Raw genomic sequence first — 16,861 nt, forward strand, 5'->3', positions numbered from 1 at the left:
TTTTTTATGCCGGAGTCAAATAAGGAAATGGTTTTCAATTGTTGCGCGATTCTCACCATTAATTGAAAATTTTAATAATAAAAACAGCAGCTTACGGTCACATATGTGAGTATTTGAGAGAATTCGTCTGGGTTTTTTCAGTCTCCATGGATGTCGCCAAGGAGATGCCTTGCATCATTGGAAATCCTCTTTGATAATGAGCGCCGATTAGCTGTCGGGAATTTACAAATTCCCGACAAGAATCTTCCGCGATTGTGATGGCCGTCACATCTTGTGTGAACCGGCATCTGTCATGATTCGGGACGTTGGGCGGCAGGAACAAATTGTATCCCTGCTGTTTGATATAACTCATCGATCGATCGATCTATTTTGGAGCAATAATGGCAACGACTTACTACAACGATATCCAGAAGCTGTACGTGGCTTACTTCAACCGTCCGGCTGATGCTGCTGGCCTGGCTTACTACGAAGGCGTCCTGGAAGCTGCCAAGGGCAGCGCCACCGTCATGGCTCAGATCAGCGCCGATTTCGCTAAGTCGACCGAGTACACCGCTGCCTTCAGCGGCAAGACCAGCGCTCAAATCGTTGACATCATCTACACCAACATCTTCGGCCACGCTGCTGACGCTGCTGGTAACAAGTTCTACGCTGACAACCTCGACGCCAAGAAAGTGTCCCTGGCTGACGTCGTGACTGAAGTCGCCAAAGGCGCACAAGGCACCGACCTGGTCGCTTACAACGCCAAGCTGCAAGCTGCTGCAGCGTTCACCGCTGCTGTCGACACCGACGCAGAAAAAGCTGGCTACAGCGGCGCCGATGCCAACAAGGTTGCCAAGGCCTTCCTGGCCAGCGTGACCGACAACGTGTCGCTGGCTGCTGCTACCACCCCGGCCGCACTGAACACCAGCGTCGCTACCGCCGTTGCTGCAGGTACCCCGTTCACCCTGGCCGGCACCCTGGCGCAAATCACCGCTGCCACCAAGGCCGTGGGCACCTTCGTGACCAGCGTTGACGTCGACAGCGATGCAAGCACCGTGACCAAGGCTTCGGACATCACCGGCGCACAAACCACCGCTGTGACCAAGGTCGCCGGCGACCTGAGCGACACCGCAGCTGCAACCCTGTTCAGCGCCTCGACGACTTCGCAAGCCGTTCGTGATGCACTGGTTGCTAACCAGCAGGCAGTCAACGCTGCAGCCCTGAGCACTGCCCAGCAAACTCTGGCCGCCGACAACACCAAGATCGCCGCCGTCGCTGGCCTGACCGACGCCGTGTCGGCCCTGACCGTTGCCCAGGCTGCCCTGAAATCGGCTCAGACCGCTGAAGTCTCGGCCCGCGCCGATATCACCGCCAAGGAAGCTTCGTTCGGCGTGAGCAACAACGGCAGCGCTGTGACCGAATCCGCAACCGCCCTGACCTATGTCAAGGCTGCCAGCGGTACGACCCCGGCTACCACCATCACCCTGGCAACGATCTCGGGCGGCAAAGCTACCCTGGCTGATGGCGTCGATGCAAGCAAGTACACCGGCCTGACCGAGCTGATCGCTTCGTACAACGCCGAGCAGACCGCTCTGTCGAACGTGGCCAAGGCACAGACCAACGTGACCAACACTACCCTGGTCACCAACATGCTGGACGTGGCTGCTGACTCGGTTGGCACCATCACCGCCAACGGCACTGCTTACACTGAAACGAACCTGATCAAGGCGATCGCCGACACCATCAACGGTACCACCTCGGGCACCGTTGCTGCTGGCGCAACCCCGACCCTGGCTCAGATCCAGACCGAACTGGCTGTTCTGAAAGCCCAGACTGACCAAACTGCCTACACCAACTTCAAGGGTCTGGTCGACGCTGAAGCTGGCGCTGGCGCTGCGTTCAACCCGCTGGTCGCCAAGCAGGCTGCCGACACCACCGCTGTCAGCACGATCAGCACCACGATCAAGACCCTGGCAACCGATGTCGCTGCACTGCAGGCAGCACAAGCCAATGTCGCGACCCTGAATGGCCTGCAGGCAACTGTTGATGCCTACGCCAAGGTCCTGAGCGACAAGGGCTACCTGGTCACCCCGCTGGACGCTACCCACACCACCAACTTCGCTGGCGCCAAGTCGGACGTCTACACCTTCGACGCTAAGTCGACCGTGACCGGCAGCACCATCGCTGCATTCGGTCTGCAAGGCACCGACGCACTGTCCGTTGGCACCGACTACACCCTGGTCAACGGTGCAATTGGCGCCAAGGGCGTGACCGGCAACGACGCTGTAAAGGAAATCTTCGTCAGCAACAACAATGGCGATGCAGTCCTGCAGATCGAAACCCACGCTTACAGCTCGAACGTTTTGGCCACCACTGGCGAAGTCGTCACCATCACCCTGACCGGTGTTGACGCGACCACCCTGCACCTGAACAACGGCATCATCACCGCCGGCTAATTTACCGGCCCGTTCGCGGGCCAGTGAGTCAAGCAGAACCCCGCTTCCGCAAGGAGGCGGGGTTTTTCGTTATCGGTCGGTCTTTTTGTCTCATGAACGCGACCCTTTCTAAACATTTAATCCAAAAACGTGTGACGCACATCACATTTTTTTTGATTTTTCATAGATAATGTGCCCGCAAGCGATTTCTCTACGGTCATAGACCGGAGCGCTGCTTCTGACTTGTCACGCGAGACACATGAAAAAATTCCTGAATCCACAAACCGAGATCGGGCGTATCCTGCTCAGTTTCAAAGGTACGTTCTACACGGTCGGCACCTTCAGTGCGATCGTCAACCTGCTGGCCCTCGTGCCCTCCTTGTACATGCTGCAGGTCTACGACCGGGTCCTGTCGAGTCGCAACGAGATCACCCTGCTGATGCTGACCTTGATGATGCTCGGCGCCTTCCTGTTCTCGTCGGCCCTCGAAGTGATCCGCTCCTTCGTGCTGATACGGGTCGGCGCGCAGTTCGACATGAAGCTCAATCGCCGCCTGTATACCGCCGCCTTCGAGCAGAACCTCAAGCTGGCCGGCACGAATGCGGGACAGGCTTTGAACGACCTGACCACGCTGCGCCAGTTCCTCACCGGCAATGCGCTGTTCGCCTTCTTCGATGCGCCCTGGTTCCCGATCTACTTGATCGTGATCTTCTTCTTCGAGCCCTGGCTGGGCCTGTTCGCGCTGTGCGGCGTGGTGGTGCTGGTGATCCTGGCCATCGTCAATGAGCGCGTGACTTATGAGCCGCTGAAGGAAGCCAACACCATGGCGATCGCTTCCAGCACCACCGCGACCAACAACCTGCGCAACGCCGAAGTCATCGAATCGATGGGCATGCTGCCCAACCTGATGGGCCGCTGGTTCAAGACGCATGCCAGGTTCCTGAGTCTGCAGGCCCAGGCCAGCCAGAAAGCCGGTGCCATCGGTGCCGCCACCAAGTTCTTCCAGATGGCCCTGTCTTCTTCCGTGCTGGGCTTGGGTGCCCTGCTGGTGCTCGACAACAAGATCACCGCCGGCATGATGATCGCCGCGTCGATCTTGCTCGGCCGAACCCTGGCTCCGGTGCAGCAGCTGATCGGCGTGTGGAAGAGCTGGAGCAGTACGCGCAGTGCTTTCGATCGCATCAGCTCGCTGCTGGAACAGAATCCGGCGCGCGAAGTCGGCATGGCGCTTCCCAAGCCGCACGGCCACTTGAATGTCGAAGGCGTGCATGCCGCGCCGCCGGGCGTGCGCAGTCCGGTCGTCAAGGGCGTCACATTCGCGATCCAGCCGGGCGATGTCCTGGGCGTGATCGGCCCGAGCGGCTCCGGCAAGTCGACCCTGGCGCGCCTGCTGGTCGGCGTCTGGCCTTCGATGATGGGCAAGGTGCGCCTGGACGGTGCGGACATTTATACCTGGAACAAGGCCGAACTTGGCCCCCACCTGGGCTACTTGCCGCAGGATATCGAGCTGTTCAGCGGCACGGTGGCCGAGAACATCGCCCGCTTCGGCGAGGTCGACTCGGACAAGGTCGTGCAGGCGGCCAAGCGTGCCGGCGTGCACGACATGATCCTGCACCTTCCGCAAGGCTACGATACCAAGCTGGGCGATGGTGGCGCCGGCCTGTCCGGCGGCCAGAAGCAGCGCCTCGGCCTGGCGCGCGCCATGTACGGCGACCCGTCCCTGATCGTGCTGGACGAACCGAACTCGAACCTGGACGAGCTGGGCGAGCAGGCCCTGGTGCATGCGGTGCTCGACCTGCGCCAGCGCGGCAAGACCATCGTCCTGATTACCCACCGCCCAAGTGCGATCGGCGTAACCACCAAGCTGTTGCTGATGAATGACGGCGGTGTCCAGATGTTCGGCCCGACCAAGGACGTGCTGGCGGCGATCAACGAAGCCAACCAGAAGGCCTTGGCAGCCCACCAGGCGGCCCAGCGCGCGGCCGCCGCCGGCCCGGGTGGAACCCCGGCCACGGCTTGATGCAACGGTACTACCGGAGAAGGTACACATGAAATTGTTGAAGAACGATGTGGCGGAAGTCATCTCGCACGACGTCACGCCATTGGAAGTCAATACGGATGCGCGTTCGTTCAGCCGCGTCGGCTGGCTGATCGTGATAGTCGGGCTTGGCGCCTTCCTGTTGTGGGGCCTGTTTGCGCCACTGGACAAGGGCGTGCCTTTGTCCGGCACGGTGGCCAAGGAATCGAACCGCAAGGCGATCCAGCACCAGACTGGCGGCATCATCAAGGAAATCCTGGTCAAGGATGGCGACCTGGTCAAGGAGGGGCAGGTGTTAGTGCGCATGAACGGCACGCTTGCCAAGTCGGCTTATGAGACCAGCGACGCCCAGTACCTGACCGCGCGCGCCACCGAGGCACGCCTGATGGCCGAGCGTGACGGTCTCAAGTCGATCAAATTTCCCGCCGAGCTGGAACAGCGCCGCAACGATCCACGTGTAATGGACCTGATGACCTTGCAGGGCCAGTTGCTCAGCTCGCGTCGGCTGTCGCTGCAGAACGAGCTGGGTAGCGTGGACGAAAACATCGCCGGTCTTAAGGAGCAGATCCGCGGCCTGGAAGAATCGCGCGAGAGCAAGAAGGTGCAGATGGGCTACCTGAAGGAACAGCTGGACGGCATGCGCGACCTGGCCAAGGACGGCTATGTGGCGCGCAACCGCCTGCTGGACCTGGAGCGCACCTACGCCCAGCTGAGCGGGGCGGTCTCGGAAGACATCGGCAATATCGCGCGTGCGCGCCGCCAGGTCCTCGAATTAGGCCTGCGCAAGGCCCAGCGCATGCAGGACTACCAGAAGGAAGTGCGCACCCAGCTGTCCGATATCGAGCGCGAAGCGGAAGCCCTGAGCGCACGCCTGGAAGGCCAGAAGTTCGAAGTCGACAACGTCGAGCTCAGGTCGCCGGTCAGCGGCACCGTTACCGCCCTTGCCGTGTTTACCCAGGGCGGTGTGGTGCAGCCAGGCTTCAAGATGATGGAAATCGTGCCGACCGACGACCCGATGGTGGTCGAAGGCAACCTGGCGGTCAACCTGGTCGACCGTGTGCATCCCGGTTTGAAGACCGAGCTGATCTTCTCTGCATTTAACGCCAACAAGACTCCGCACATTCCAGGCGAGATCGAACAGGTGGCCGCCGACCGCAGTCTCGACGAACGCACCGGGGCGCCTTTCTACAAAGTACGTGTGCGGGTGACGCCGGAAGGACAGAAGTTGATTGCCCAGCACAAGCTGGATGTGCGTCCGGGCATGCCGGTCGAGCTGTTCGTGAAAACGGGCGAGCGTACCCTGGTAAACTACCTGCTCAAGCCGATCTTCGACCGTTCCAAGTCGTCGCTGGCGGAGGAGTAAGCGTGGCGCAACCAGTCAAACCAGGCGGCGCCCTGCGCCGCAACGCGCTCGCGCTCGCCGCCGGCATGGCGGCCCTGCTGGCCGCCGGACAGGCCGGCGCGGTCACCCTGCAGCAAGCCTACGAGGCGGCGCTGAAAAACGATCCGCAGTACCGCATGAGCTTCTATGAGAAGGAGTCGGCCAAGGAAAACCGCATCATCGGCCGCTCCTACCTGCTGCCCAGCGTCTCGGCCAGCTACTCGGCCAGCCGCAACGTGGCCGATATCGAGACCTTCCAGAACGTGCAGTTCGGCGGATACACCGGCGTGCAGCGCACGCTGACGTCGCCCCGCTACATCAGCCGCTCGTCGGTGGTGCAGTTGCGCCAGCCGATCCTGAACCTGGACGGCATTACCCGCTACCGCCAGGGCAAGGTGGTCGCGGCGCAGGGCGAGGCCGCGTTCGCGTCCGGCACCGACGAGGTCACGGTGCGGGTGGCCAGCGCCTATATGGATGTGCTGTTCGCCGACGACCAGGTGGCGCTCTCGAAGGTGTCGCGCGATATGTACGTCGAGATGATGCACGTGAATAATCGCCTGTTCGAAAAAGGCGAGGGTACCAAGACCGATATGCTGGAAACCCAGGCCCGGCTCGACCTCGCCGAAGCCCAGCTGACCGAGGCGCAGGACAATGCCGTCGCCGCACGCGAGACCCTGGCGGGCGTGATCGGCATGGACCCGGGCCAGCTGGACAAGCTGGGCGAAGGCTTCCGCCCGGCCACGCTCACGACCGGCAGCTTCGAGGAGTGGGAGAAGATCGCGCGTGCGCATAACCACGAATTGGCGGCGGCCCGGCTGGCGGTCGAGAACGCGCGCCTGGAGATCGGCCGTAACCGTGCCGGCCATTATCCGCGCGTGGATTTCATTGCCGCCTACAGCAAGGGCGATGCGGAATCGATCAACACCTACAACCAGAACTCGGTCAACCGCACGGTCGGCGTACAGGTGAGCGTCCCGATCTACCAGGGCGGCGCGATCAGTGCGACGACCCGCCAGGCCGCGGCCGGTTACGAGCGGGCGCAGTCGGATCTCGACGCGCGCACCAACAAGGTCATGGTCGAGTTGCGCAAAGCTCACAACATCGTGCTGTCGAGCGTGCACAAGATCGAGGCCCTGGAGAAGGCGGTCGAATCCGGCAAGCTGTTGATGAAGGCCACCGAACAGAGCATCAAGGGTGGCGTACGCATTAACCTCGACCTGTTGAACGCCCAGCAACAGCTGTACACCAGCCAGCGCGACCTGGCCCAGGCCCGTTATTCCTACCTGATCGGGCTGCTGCGCCTGCGCGCCGCGACGGGGACGCTGGATGCCACCAGCGTGCGCGAGGTCGCGGCTTACTTCCGCTGATCCTGCGCCGCGACCGGCAAAACCCCGCTGCGCGCGCAGCGGGGTTTTTTTTCGCGCCGTGCACTTGGGTTAGGCATTTAACACTTCCGCGTATGCGGGGTGAGTTTCTGAAAAAAAACCTTTTTCTTTCAAGAACTTGTGCACGATATGGCACAGTTCGGTGCGCCTCCAAAATTTCGAATAGGGTATATTTTTTACACTTATTCAAAGGAGGCCAACATGGCGACGAACTACAGCAACGAAGTGCAGAAGCTATACGTAGCATATTTCAGCCGCCCGGCAGACACGGCTGGCCTGACATACTGGACCAACGTCCTGGCCACCGATCCGACCGGTTACCAGAAAATTTCGGCCAGTTTCGCGGCATCGCCGGAATACCACGCCGCCTATGCGGGCATGGACAATGCCGGTGTCGTCAGCGCGGTCTACCAGCACCTGTTCGGCCGCCCTGCGGAAACCGCCGGCGTGCAGTACTGGGCCAACCTGCTCAACCAGAAAGCGATCACGATCGACAACGTGGTGACCCAGATCGCCAACGGCGCCCAGACCACCGACAAGTTCGCCTATGACGCCAAGGTGGCCGTCGCCGACGCCTTTACCGCACGCCTGGATCTTCCCGCAGAGCAGAAGGCTTATTCCGGCGACGCCGCCAACAAGATCGCCATCGACTATCTCGCCAACGTGCACGACCTGATGACGGCATCGGCCGGCATGGACCCGGGCAATATCGATTTGACCATCACCAAGATCATGGGTGGCGCAACCGGCTTCTCCGGCGATGCGGCGCAATTGGTGGGGACGCCCGACTTCAACCTGCCGCCGATGCACGGTTGAGTGTTGATCATGCCGCAGGTTGATTGCACGCTTGCCGCGTGAATGAACCGATGGCAGCCGCCGGCCCAGGGCCGGCGGTCCTGCCTTCTCGTCTTATTGGGCAGGGACGCAGTGCGGGCACGACACGCCCGCAACATATTCCGGCGCCAGTTGCTGGCGCGGCGTCACCACCGCGCGGCAGGCGAAGCACTGCACGGTCTCGGTGGGTTCCAGTTTCGGATTGAGCGCGGTGCGGTAGTCGAAGACGAAGCAGTCGCCGTGGTAATGGTCGCCGCCGACTTCCTCGAAATACTTCAGGATGCCGCCGTCGAGCTGATACACGCGCTCATAGCCGATGTTCTGCATGTGGATCGCCGCCTTTTCGCAGCGAATGCCGCCGGTGCAGAAGGTGACCACGGTCTTGCCCGCCAGCTCGTCCTTGTGTTGCGCCACCACCTCCGGAAACTCGCTGAACTTCTCGATGCGGTAGTCGAGCGTGTTGTCGAAGGTGCCGACGTCCACTTCGAAGGCGTTGCGGGTTTCCATCATCACGACCGGGACGCCGTCGTCGTCATGGCCCTGGTCGAGCCAGCGCTTGAGCGTCGTCGGCGTGACCGACGGTGCGCGGCCAAGCTCGGGCTTGATGAGCGGCATGCGCATCGTGATGATTTCCTTCTTGATGCGCACCAGCATGCGGCGGTGCGACTGCTCGTCCGAGATGCTTTCCTTCCACTCGAGATCGGCCAGGCGGGCATCGCTGCGCACCCAGGCCAGATACTGGTCGATGTGTTCGCGCGTGCCGGATACAAACATATTGATGCCTTCCGGCGTCAGCAGCACGGTGCCCTTCAGCCCGAGTTCATTGCACAGCGCCTGGTATTGCGGGCGCAGTTCTTCGAGCTTGTCGAGGGTGACGAATTTGTAGGCGGCGATGTTGACGTACATGGTGGGAAGGAAATGGAATGTACCGGGGACAGCCCGCTATTATAAAGCAGGGCAGGCTGCCAGAAAGGATCGCCGGGAAATACCGTGGCGCCGGCGCTGAATCGGATTACAATCGTTTCCTTTATGTTCTTTCTCGCAAGCGCGCTGCCATGCAATCGCTGAACCTGCAGTACAACCCCCGCATCGACCAATTGCGCTGGCTGGCCGCTACCATCGTCTTCCTGTTCCATTTCCAGCTCGAGTACCGCGGCCTGGGCGGACCGGCATTGACCACGCCCTGGGCGGCGCTGATCACGGAAGGGCATACCGGCGTCGGCCTGTTCTTCACGCTGTCGGGTTTCCTGTTCATGCAGATTGCCCAGCACCAGCAAGGCATCGTCGTGCGCGACTTTTTGCGTAACCGGGTGTTGCGCATCTTTCCGCTGTTCCTGACGATTTTCCTGGTCGCCACCTCGATCGGCCGCGACAACTTCCAGCCCCAGGACATTCTCTACCTGTTCGCGACCAACCTCGGGCACGCGCCCACGTCGGGAACGCCGGTGACCGGCGCCGCCTGGACCATCTCGCTGGAATTCCTGTTCTATATGGTGTTCCCGTTCCTGGCGCGCTTCGCGCTGGAGCGCGGCAAGCGCTACCTGCTCGAACTGCTGGTGCTGATGGCCTTCTTCAAGCTGGCCGCTTACCCGGTCAACGACAACAGCACGCTGATGTATTTCTGCACCTTCGTCGGCCGTTTCGACCAGTTCCTGATCGGCATGCTGGCGGCCATGGTCTACCGCGAGCACCGTGCGCAGCTGCACCGGTTTGCGCCATGGCTGCTGCTGGCGGCGGCCGTGCTGGTGGTGGCCGACACCGCCGCGATGCATCGCCTGGCGCCGTTCGGCGCCGCCCCGAAGTCGGGGTTCTGGATTTTCTGGTCGATGCTCGAGAGCCTGGGTTGGGCGGCCGTGATCGTGGCCTGGGTCGCGTTCGAACCGCGCCTGCCGGGCCTGGTCGACCGGGTCTTGTGCCAGGGTGGCAAGATCAGTTTTTCTTTTTATCTCTTGCACATGGGCTTGCTGCATCTGCTGGCGACACGCTTCGGGCGGGTAGCACCGACCGGCAACGGCTGGCTCGACGCCGCCATCATGGTGACGGTGAGCTACGGGCTGACGTGGGGGCTGGCCACGCTGAGTTACCGCGCAATCGAGGAGCCTTTCCTGCGCATGCGCCGCCGCTACGGGGCGGAAAAGCTCGGGCAGGCACAGGCGCTGCACCGGTGAGCGCTTGGTAAATCCGCCACGCCGCCATTCCTAAAAGCAATCCAGACGCTCCCGTCCGCTGCCCGGCCGGGGTAAAATGATGGGATGACTGCCCCGACCTTTACCCACCTGCGCGTTCACTCCGAATACTCGATCGTCGACGGCCTGGTCCGCATCGACGACCTGGTGGCTGCCGCCGTGAAGGACCAGCAGCCGGCGCTGGCCGTGACCGACCTGGCCAATGCCTTCGCCCTGGTCCGCTTCTATAAAGCCGCGCGTGGCAAGGGCGTCAAGCCCATCGTCGGGGTCGACGCCTGGATCACCAACGACGAGAACCGCGACAAGCCGTTCCGCCTGCTGATCCTCTGCAAGAACAAGACCGGCTACCTGCAGCTGTGCGAGCTGCTGTCCAAGGCCTGGCTCACCAACCAGTACAAGGGCCGGGCCGAGATCCGGGTCGAGTGGCTGGAAGCGCTGGCCAGCTCCGTCTCGACGCTGGAGCCGGACGTGCCCCAGGCGAACGCCCTCATCGTGCTGTCGGGCGCCCAGTTCGGCGACATCGGCCAGGCCATCGACAACGGCGACCTGGCCAAGGCGGAAAGCTGCGCGCAGCGCTGGGCGCAGCTGTTCCCCGGCCATTTCTACGTCGAGATCCAGCGCGCCGGCCAGCCCAACCAGGAGCAGCAGGTGCGCCATTCGGTGGCGCTGGCGGGACGCCTGGGGCTGCCGGTGGTAGCGACCCACCCGGTGCAGTTCATCAGCAAGGACGAATTCATCGCCCACGAAGCGCGCGTCTGTATCGCCGAGGGCGAGATGCTGGCCAACGCCAAGCGCGTGCGCCGCTTCAACGAAGGCATGTGCTTCAAGTCGCAGGCCGAGATGGCCGAGCTGTTCAAGGACCTGCCGGGCGCGCTCGCCAACTCGGTCGAAATCGCCAAGCGCTGCAACGTCACGCTGACCCTGGGCAAGCCGCAGCTGCCGAACTTCCCGACCCCGGGCATGACCATCGACGAGTTCCTGATCGCCGAAACCAAGAAGGGCCTCGAGGAACGCCTGCTCCAGCTGTTCCCCGATCCGGAACAGCGCGAGAAAGAGCGGCCGCGCTACGAGGCGCGCCTGGAGTTCGAGAACAACACCATCATCAAGATGAAGTTCCCGGGCTACTTCCTGATCGTGGCGGAGTTCATCCAGTGGGGCAAGAACAACGGCGTGCCGATCGGTCCGGGTCGCGGCTCGGGTGCGGGCTCGCTGGTCGCCTACGCCCTCAAGATTACCGACCTCGATCCGCTCAAATACAACCTGCTGTTCGAGCGCTTCCTGAACCCGGAACGCGTTTCGATGCCCGACTTCGACATCGACTTCTGCCAGGAAAAGCGCGAACTGGTGATCCAGCACGTGAAGGACCTGTACGGCCGCGACGCAGTCTCGCAGATCGCCACCTTCGGTACCATGGCGGCCAAGGGTGCGATCCGCGACGTCGGCCGCGTGCTCGACTTCGGCTACAACTTCTGCGACGGCATCTCCAAGCTGATCCCGTTCAAGCCGGGCAAGCCGGTCTCGATCGCCGAGGCGATCGAAGAAGAACCGATGCTCAAGGAGCGCCTCGAAAACGAGGAAGAGGTCAAACAGCTGCTCGACCTCGCCCAGCAGGTCGAAGGCATCACCCGTAACATCGGCATGCACGCCGGCGGCGTGCTGATCGCTCCCGGCAAGCTGACCGACTTCTGCCCGCTGTACACCCAGGGCGGCGACGCCGGCGTGGTGTCGCAATACGACAAGGACGACGTGGAGGCCGCCGGCCTGGTGAAGTTCGACTTCCTGGGCCTGACCACGCTGACCATCCTCGACCGCGCCGTGAACTATATCCGCGCGCTCGATCCGCAGGACGCCGGCTTCAACCTGGAATCGCTGCCGCTGACCGACCGGCCCTCGTACAAGCTGCTGACCGAGGCGAAGACCGTCGCCGTGTTCCAGCTTGAGTCGCGCGGCATGCAGGGCATGCTGAAGGATGCGCGTCCCGACCGCTTCGAGGACATCATCGCGCTGGTGGCGCTGTACCGTCCGGGCCCGATGGACCTGATCCCCGACTTCTGCAAGCGCAAGCACGGCGAGAAGTTCGACTACCCGGACCCGAGAACGGAAAGCATCCTGTCCGAGACCTACGGCATCATGGTCTACCAGGAGCAGGTGATGCAGATGGCGCAGATCGTCGGCGGCTACTCGCTGGGCGGCGCGGACATGCTGCGCCGCGCGATGGGCAAGAAGAAGGCCGAGGAGATGGCGGAGCATCGCGAGATCTTCCGCGCCGGCGCTGCCAAGGACGGCCTGTCGACCCAGAAGGCCGACGAGATCTTCGACCTGATGGAGAAGTTCGCGGGCTACGGCTTCAACAAGTCGCACGCCGCCGCCTACGCGCTGCTGTCCTACCACACGGCCTACCTGAAGGTCCACCACACCGCCGCGTTCATGGCAGCCAACATGTCGCTGGCCATGGAAGACACGGACAAGATCAAGATCCTGGTCGAGGATTCGATCGACGTCTGCAAGCTGACCATCCTGCCGCCGGACGTCAACGAATCGCAGTTCCGCTTCACGCCGGAAGGCCCGCCACGCTCCGTGACGGGCAAGCAGGTCTCGAACATCCGCTACGGCCTGGGCGGCGTGAAGGGCGCTGGCCAGGGTGCGATCGAAGCCATCATCGCGGCGCGAGACTCCAGTGGCAAGTTCAAGGACCTGTTCGACTTCTGCCTGCGCGTGGACCGCAAGCAGATCAACCGCCGCACCATCGAATCCCTCATTCGGGCAGGCGCGATGGACTGCTTCGGCGTCGACCGCGCTGTGCTGCTGGCCTCCGTCGGCTTCGCGATGGAAGCGGCGGGCCAGGCCGCGGCCGCGGCCAACCAGGTCAGCCTGTTCGGCGGCGACGACTCCGACCTGGTCGCCCCGCCCGAGTACGTGAAGGCCACGCCCTGGACCGACCGCCAGAAGCTGGCGGAAGAGAAGACCGCACTCGGCTACTACCTGTCGGGCCACATGTTCGACTCCTACCAGGCCGAGGTGCGGCGCTTCGCCAAGACCAAGCTGAAGGACCTGGAGCCGTCGCGCGATCCGCGCATGCTGTGCGGCGTGATCACCGGCGTGCGCACCCAGCTGACCCAGCGCGGCAAGATCCTGATCGTCACGCTCGACGACAAGACCGGCGTGGTCGAGGTCACCATCTACAATGAACTGCTGGAAGCGAACAAGAACATCTTCCGCGAAGACGAATTCTTGCTGGTGGTCGGCAAGGTGTCGGAAGACCGCTTCAACGGCGGCCTGCGCATCACGGCCGAGAAGGTGTTCGACATCGCCGCCGCCCGCATCCAGTACGGCCACAAGCTGGAGATGGAGGTGGCCTGCACGATCAGCCCGGCCAAGCTGGCCGAGATCCTGCAGCCGTACCGCCAGCAGGACGGCCTGCCGGTCAGCCTGCGCGTCACGCCGCAGGGCATTCCCTGCGTGGTGCAGCTGGGCGATGGCTGGCGGGTGGCGCCGTCGGATGAGCTCAAGTATGCGCTGGAGCTGCAATTGGGCGCCAAGGAAGTGGCGGTCGAATATTGAGCGTAGGGTGGGCACCACGTGCCCACGCGCGACATTCGCGTATTGCCAGCAGGACAGGCGCGGGCATCGAGCATATCAACCAGGCCATCGCCCAGATGGACCAGGTGACCCAGCAGAACGCCTCGCTGGTCGAGGAAGCGGCGGCGGCGTCGGAAACGATGCAGGAACAGGCGGCGAAGCTGGCGCAGACGGGTGAGTGTGTTCCGGGTGGCAGCCTGACGATTTTTGCATATTTGAAAATGGATATTGTTCTGATAAGATCGCATTAGAAAAGTTGCACTCACTCAACTTTTTGCCGCTTTTGCTTTCTTAAAGGAACCTCTGTGTCGACGATTGATTTTCTTCCGCTTTCCTCCCCGGCCATTTCCGGGGCCGGGAGCGACAAGTTATATTTTCAGATTACCAATACCTCCAGCGAGGTGCTGAATCTGTTCTGGATCGACCAGTCAGGAAAGCCGATCTCTTATGGCAGCATTGCGCCGGGCGCTACGAGAAGACAGGACACTTCCAGCAATCACGTATGGGAGCTGACCAGCGATGACGGCAAGGTGGGTTTCAAATTCATCACGAGCGTGCCCGGCGATATTGGCATAGGACAAGACTTCCAGCCGAGCTTTACGAGTTTCGCGGAAAAGATCCTTGAAACGCCGGATGGCCTGTGGTCCACCACCATGGGCTACGGTCTGATCAATGCCGAGGCGTCCCTCGGGGTTCCGCACGCCAAAGCGCTGCCGATGAATGGCCAGAACAACTACGCCGCGCTGAATGCCATCAACGCGCCTTCCGCCTGGGCTGCCGGAATCACCGGCAAGGGTGTCAAGGTGGCCGTTGTCGATAGCGGTATCGCCATGAATACCGAAATCGCCGGCAAGATCGTCGGCGGGTACGACTTCCAGGACAGGGACAGCGATCCGTCGCCCGATAACGGCAGCTATCGGGATCACTCGCTCGGCGTCGCAGCGATCATCGCCGCAAGCCACGACCCGCAATATGGCCGCGACACCATGGGCGTGGCGCCCGATGCGCAACTGCTGAACGTCCGCGTCGGATCCAGCCAGGGCAGCAGCGGCGAGAATATGGCGGCCGGCATCCGTTGGGCGGTCGACAACGGGGCCAAGGTCATCTGCATGCCGCTGCAGTCGAACTCGCCGCAGGTCGACACGCTCGTGCAAGATGCGATTCACTATGCTTACCAGCACAATGTCGTGACGGTGGTCATTGGCGGTAACTTCAGCAGCTTCATGCCGACGGGACCTGCGCTGATCGGGCAAGCGCTAAAAGGCGAACTCATCGACGTCGGCAATTACGACATCATGAGCGGCAGCCCGTTCCAGTCATCGAACCAGCCCGGCGCTACGCCTTTCCCCTGGGTGATGGCGAGTTCGACCGGCTGGGTGCCGAATTCCAGCGGTGGCTACACCTATTGGGGCGACGGTGGGACCTCGTTCGCGGGTCCCTATGTAGCGGGGCTGGCGGCCCTGCTGTGGCAGCAGCATCCGGAGGCGACGGCCGGCGAGATCATCAGGAAGATCAGCGCCGGGGCAGGGCTCGGCAACAGCCAGGCGATGGGCGAGCTGAAGGCGGCTCACATGGGTTCGTCGTCGGCCGACACGGTCAGTGCGGTGTCCGGTACGAGCTACGACCTCGGCGGCGGTATCGACCTGTTGAAGTATGCGGGCGCGAAGTCGGCTTACACGCTGACGCACAACAGCGACGGGTCCTGGGACGTGAGCAATAACGCCGACCACTCGGTCAATCACCTGGTTAACGTCGAGCGCCTGCAGTTTGCCGATACCACGCTCGCGCTCGACGTCGGCAAGGGCGAACTGGCCGGGGAAATCTATCGCTTGTACCAGGCGGCGTTTGGCCGTACGCCGGACCAGCCCGGCCTGAGCTACTGGCTGAACGTCCTGGATCGGGGCGCATCCCTTCATGAGATCGCCAGCGGTTTCGTGACCTCGAACGAATTCAGGCTTCTATATGGTACGAACCCGAGCAATGCCGATCTCGTGAACGCCATGTATTACAACATCCTGCACCGTGCACCGGATGCCGGCGGCGCTAGTTACTGGGTCGATGGCATGAACCATGGCCTGAGTGCGGACGGACTCATCGCGGCATTCAGCGAGAGTCCGGAGAATATCGCGAGAGCCGCCACGATCATCGGCCAGGGTTTCGACTACAAGCCCTATAGCGCTTGAGGAAGGGGCGATTACGTCGCTTCGTGCGCGTGCTGGCGCAATCCGATCGTCGCCTGCGTGACCTTCGCCTGCGCGCGCTCCAGCACGACGCTGCGGTTGCTGGATTCCTGGTCGCGCTGCGCCTCCCGGTGCCACAGGTGGAACACCTCGGTGGCAAAGGCGCCGTCCTTGCGCTTCACGCCCGCATGAAACAGGCGCACGACCAGGTCGGAATCCTCGTGCCCCCATCCCGTAAAACTCTCGTCGAAGCCGTTCACGCGCTCCAGGTCGCTGCGCCAGACGGCCAGGTTGCAGCTCTTGATGCGCCGCCAACTGAAACTGTTGCGCACCCGCCCCAGGTCGGGCCAGCGCAGGCCCAGCTGCAGTGTCTTGTTGAGGTCGCCGTGCAGGCGCCAGGCCATGCGCGCGGCAAAACCGGTGGCGGGAATCGCGATGCCTTGCTGGAGTATCCGCCGCGTCAGGCGCTCGCTCATCAGGATGCGGCTGCCCGACACCAGGCAGCCGGGCTCGGACAGCGCGCGGTGGCGGGCGATGAAATCGCGCTGCGGGATGCAGTCGCCGTCCAGGAAGATGATGTATTCGCCTTGCGCGGCAAGGGTGCCGCGGTTGCGTGCCATCGCCGCGCGGAAGCCCTGGTCGGGTTGCCAGACGTGGCGAACCGGCACCGGCGCCCCCTCCGACAAGCGCTCCACGCAGTCGCGTGTGTTGGCAGTCGAGCCATCATCAGCGATAATGATTTCGAAATTCTTGTCGTTCTGCATAAAACATGCCCGCACCACTGCTTCCAGCGCGTCCGGCCGGTTGTAGGTGGTGATCACGACCGAGATTGTCTGTGCGTGCCGCATAAGGTCCGATGTACAC

The 16,861-nt window shown here is 62.4% G+C and carries 10 protein-coding genes and 1 pseudogene; 9 read left to right on the forward strand and 2 right to left on the reverse strand.

Features of this window, described 5'->3' with window-relative positions:
- Nucleotides 1–380: 380 nt before the first annotated feature.
- From ACI48D_RS02655 to ACI48D_RS02675, 5 genes are all read left to right on the forward strand, one after another.
- Entirely contained in the window at nt 381–2,435 is a 2,055-nt protein-coding gene (locus tag ACI48D_RS02655; protein WP_435569660.1) for a DUF4214 domain-containing protein, read from the forward strand.
- A gap of 238 nt (nt 2,436–2,673) precedes the next feature.
- Entirely contained in the window at nt 2,674–4,434 is a 1,761-nt protein-coding gene (locus ACI48D_RS02660) for a type I secretion system permease/ATPase (RefSeq protein ID WP_435569661.1), read from the forward strand.
- 28 nt (nt 4,435–4,462) lie between these two features.
- Nucleotides 4,463–5,815: an HlyD family type I secretion periplasmic adaptor subunit gene (locus tag ACI48D_RS02665; protein WP_435569662.1), complete on the forward strand. Its 1,353-nt coding sequence runs from the start codon at nt 4,463–4,465 to the stop codon at nt 5,813–5,815.
- 2 nt (nt 5,816–5,817) lie between these two features.
- On the forward strand, nt 5,818–7,200 hold the full coding sequence (locus tag ACI48D_RS02670; protein WP_435569663.1) for a TolC family outer membrane protein: 1,383 nt from the start codon (nt 5,818–5,820) through the stop codon (nt 7,198–7,200).
- A gap of 219 nt (nt 7,201–7,419) precedes the next feature.
- Complete coding sequence (locus ACI48D_RS02675) at nt 7,420–8,034, forward strand: DUF4214 domain-containing protein (protein WP_435569664.1); 615 nt, start codon at nt 7,420–7,422, stop codon at nt 8,032–8,034.
- Nucleotides 8,035–8,127: 93 nt separating this feature from the next.
- On the opposite strand, the gene ACI48D_RS02680 is transcribed toward ACI48D_RS02675, so the two are convergent.
- A complete protein-coding gene (locus ACI48D_RS02680) occupies nt 8,128–8,958 on the reverse strand; it encodes a sulfurtransferase (protein ID WP_435569665.1) in 831 nt (276 codons plus the stop codon).
- Nucleotides 8,959–9,107: 149 nt separating this feature from the next.
- On the opposite strand from ACI48D_RS02680, the gene ACI48D_RS02685 reads away from it, so the two are divergent.
- From ACI48D_RS02685 to ACI48D_RS02700, 4 genes and pseudogenes are all read left to right on the forward strand, one after another.
- The gene (locus ACI48D_RS02685) at nt 9,108–10,220 is read left to right on the forward strand and encodes an acyltransferase family protein (protein ID WP_435569666.1); all 1,113 of its coding nucleotides are present in this window, start codon (nt 9,108–9,110) and stop codon (nt 10,218–10,220) included.
- Nucleotides 10,221–10,304: 84 nt separating this feature from the next.
- The gene (gene dnaE / locus ACI48D_RS02690) at nt 10,305–13,799 is read left to right on the forward strand and encodes a DNA polymerase III subunit alpha (RefSeq protein ID WP_435569667.1); all 3,495 of its coding nucleotides are present in this window, start codon (nt 10,305–10,307) and stop codon (nt 13,797–13,799) included.
- A gap of 59 nt (nt 13,800–13,858) precedes the next feature.
- Nucleotides 13,859–14,068 (forward strand): annotated as a pseudogene (locus ACI48D_RS02695) (hypothetical protein); the annotation flags it as partial.
- Between the two features lie 54 nt (nt 14,069–14,122).
- On the forward strand, nt 14,123–16,000 hold the full coding sequence (locus ACI48D_RS02700; protein WP_435569668.1) for a DUF4214 domain-containing protein: 1,878 nt from the start codon (nt 14,123–14,125) through the stop codon (nt 15,998–16,000).
- Between the two features lie 11 nt (nt 16,001–16,011).
- Here ACI48D_RS02700 and ACI48D_RS02705 read toward each other — a convergent pair whose 3' ends face one another.
- Nucleotides 16,012–16,845: a glycosyltransferase family 2 protein gene (locus ACI48D_RS02705; RefSeq protein WP_435569669.1), complete on the reverse strand. Its 834-nt coding sequence runs from the start codon at nt 16,843–16,845 to the stop codon at nt 16,012–16,014.
- Nucleotides 16,846–16,861: the final 16 nt, after the last annotated feature.

Origin of the sequence: Massilia sp. LXY-6 (assembly GCF_051233485.1) — a bacterium.
In the GTDB taxonomy this organism is placed as follows: domain Bacteria; phylum Pseudomonadota; class Gammaproteobacteria; order Burkholderiales; family Burkholderiaceae_D; genus Telluria.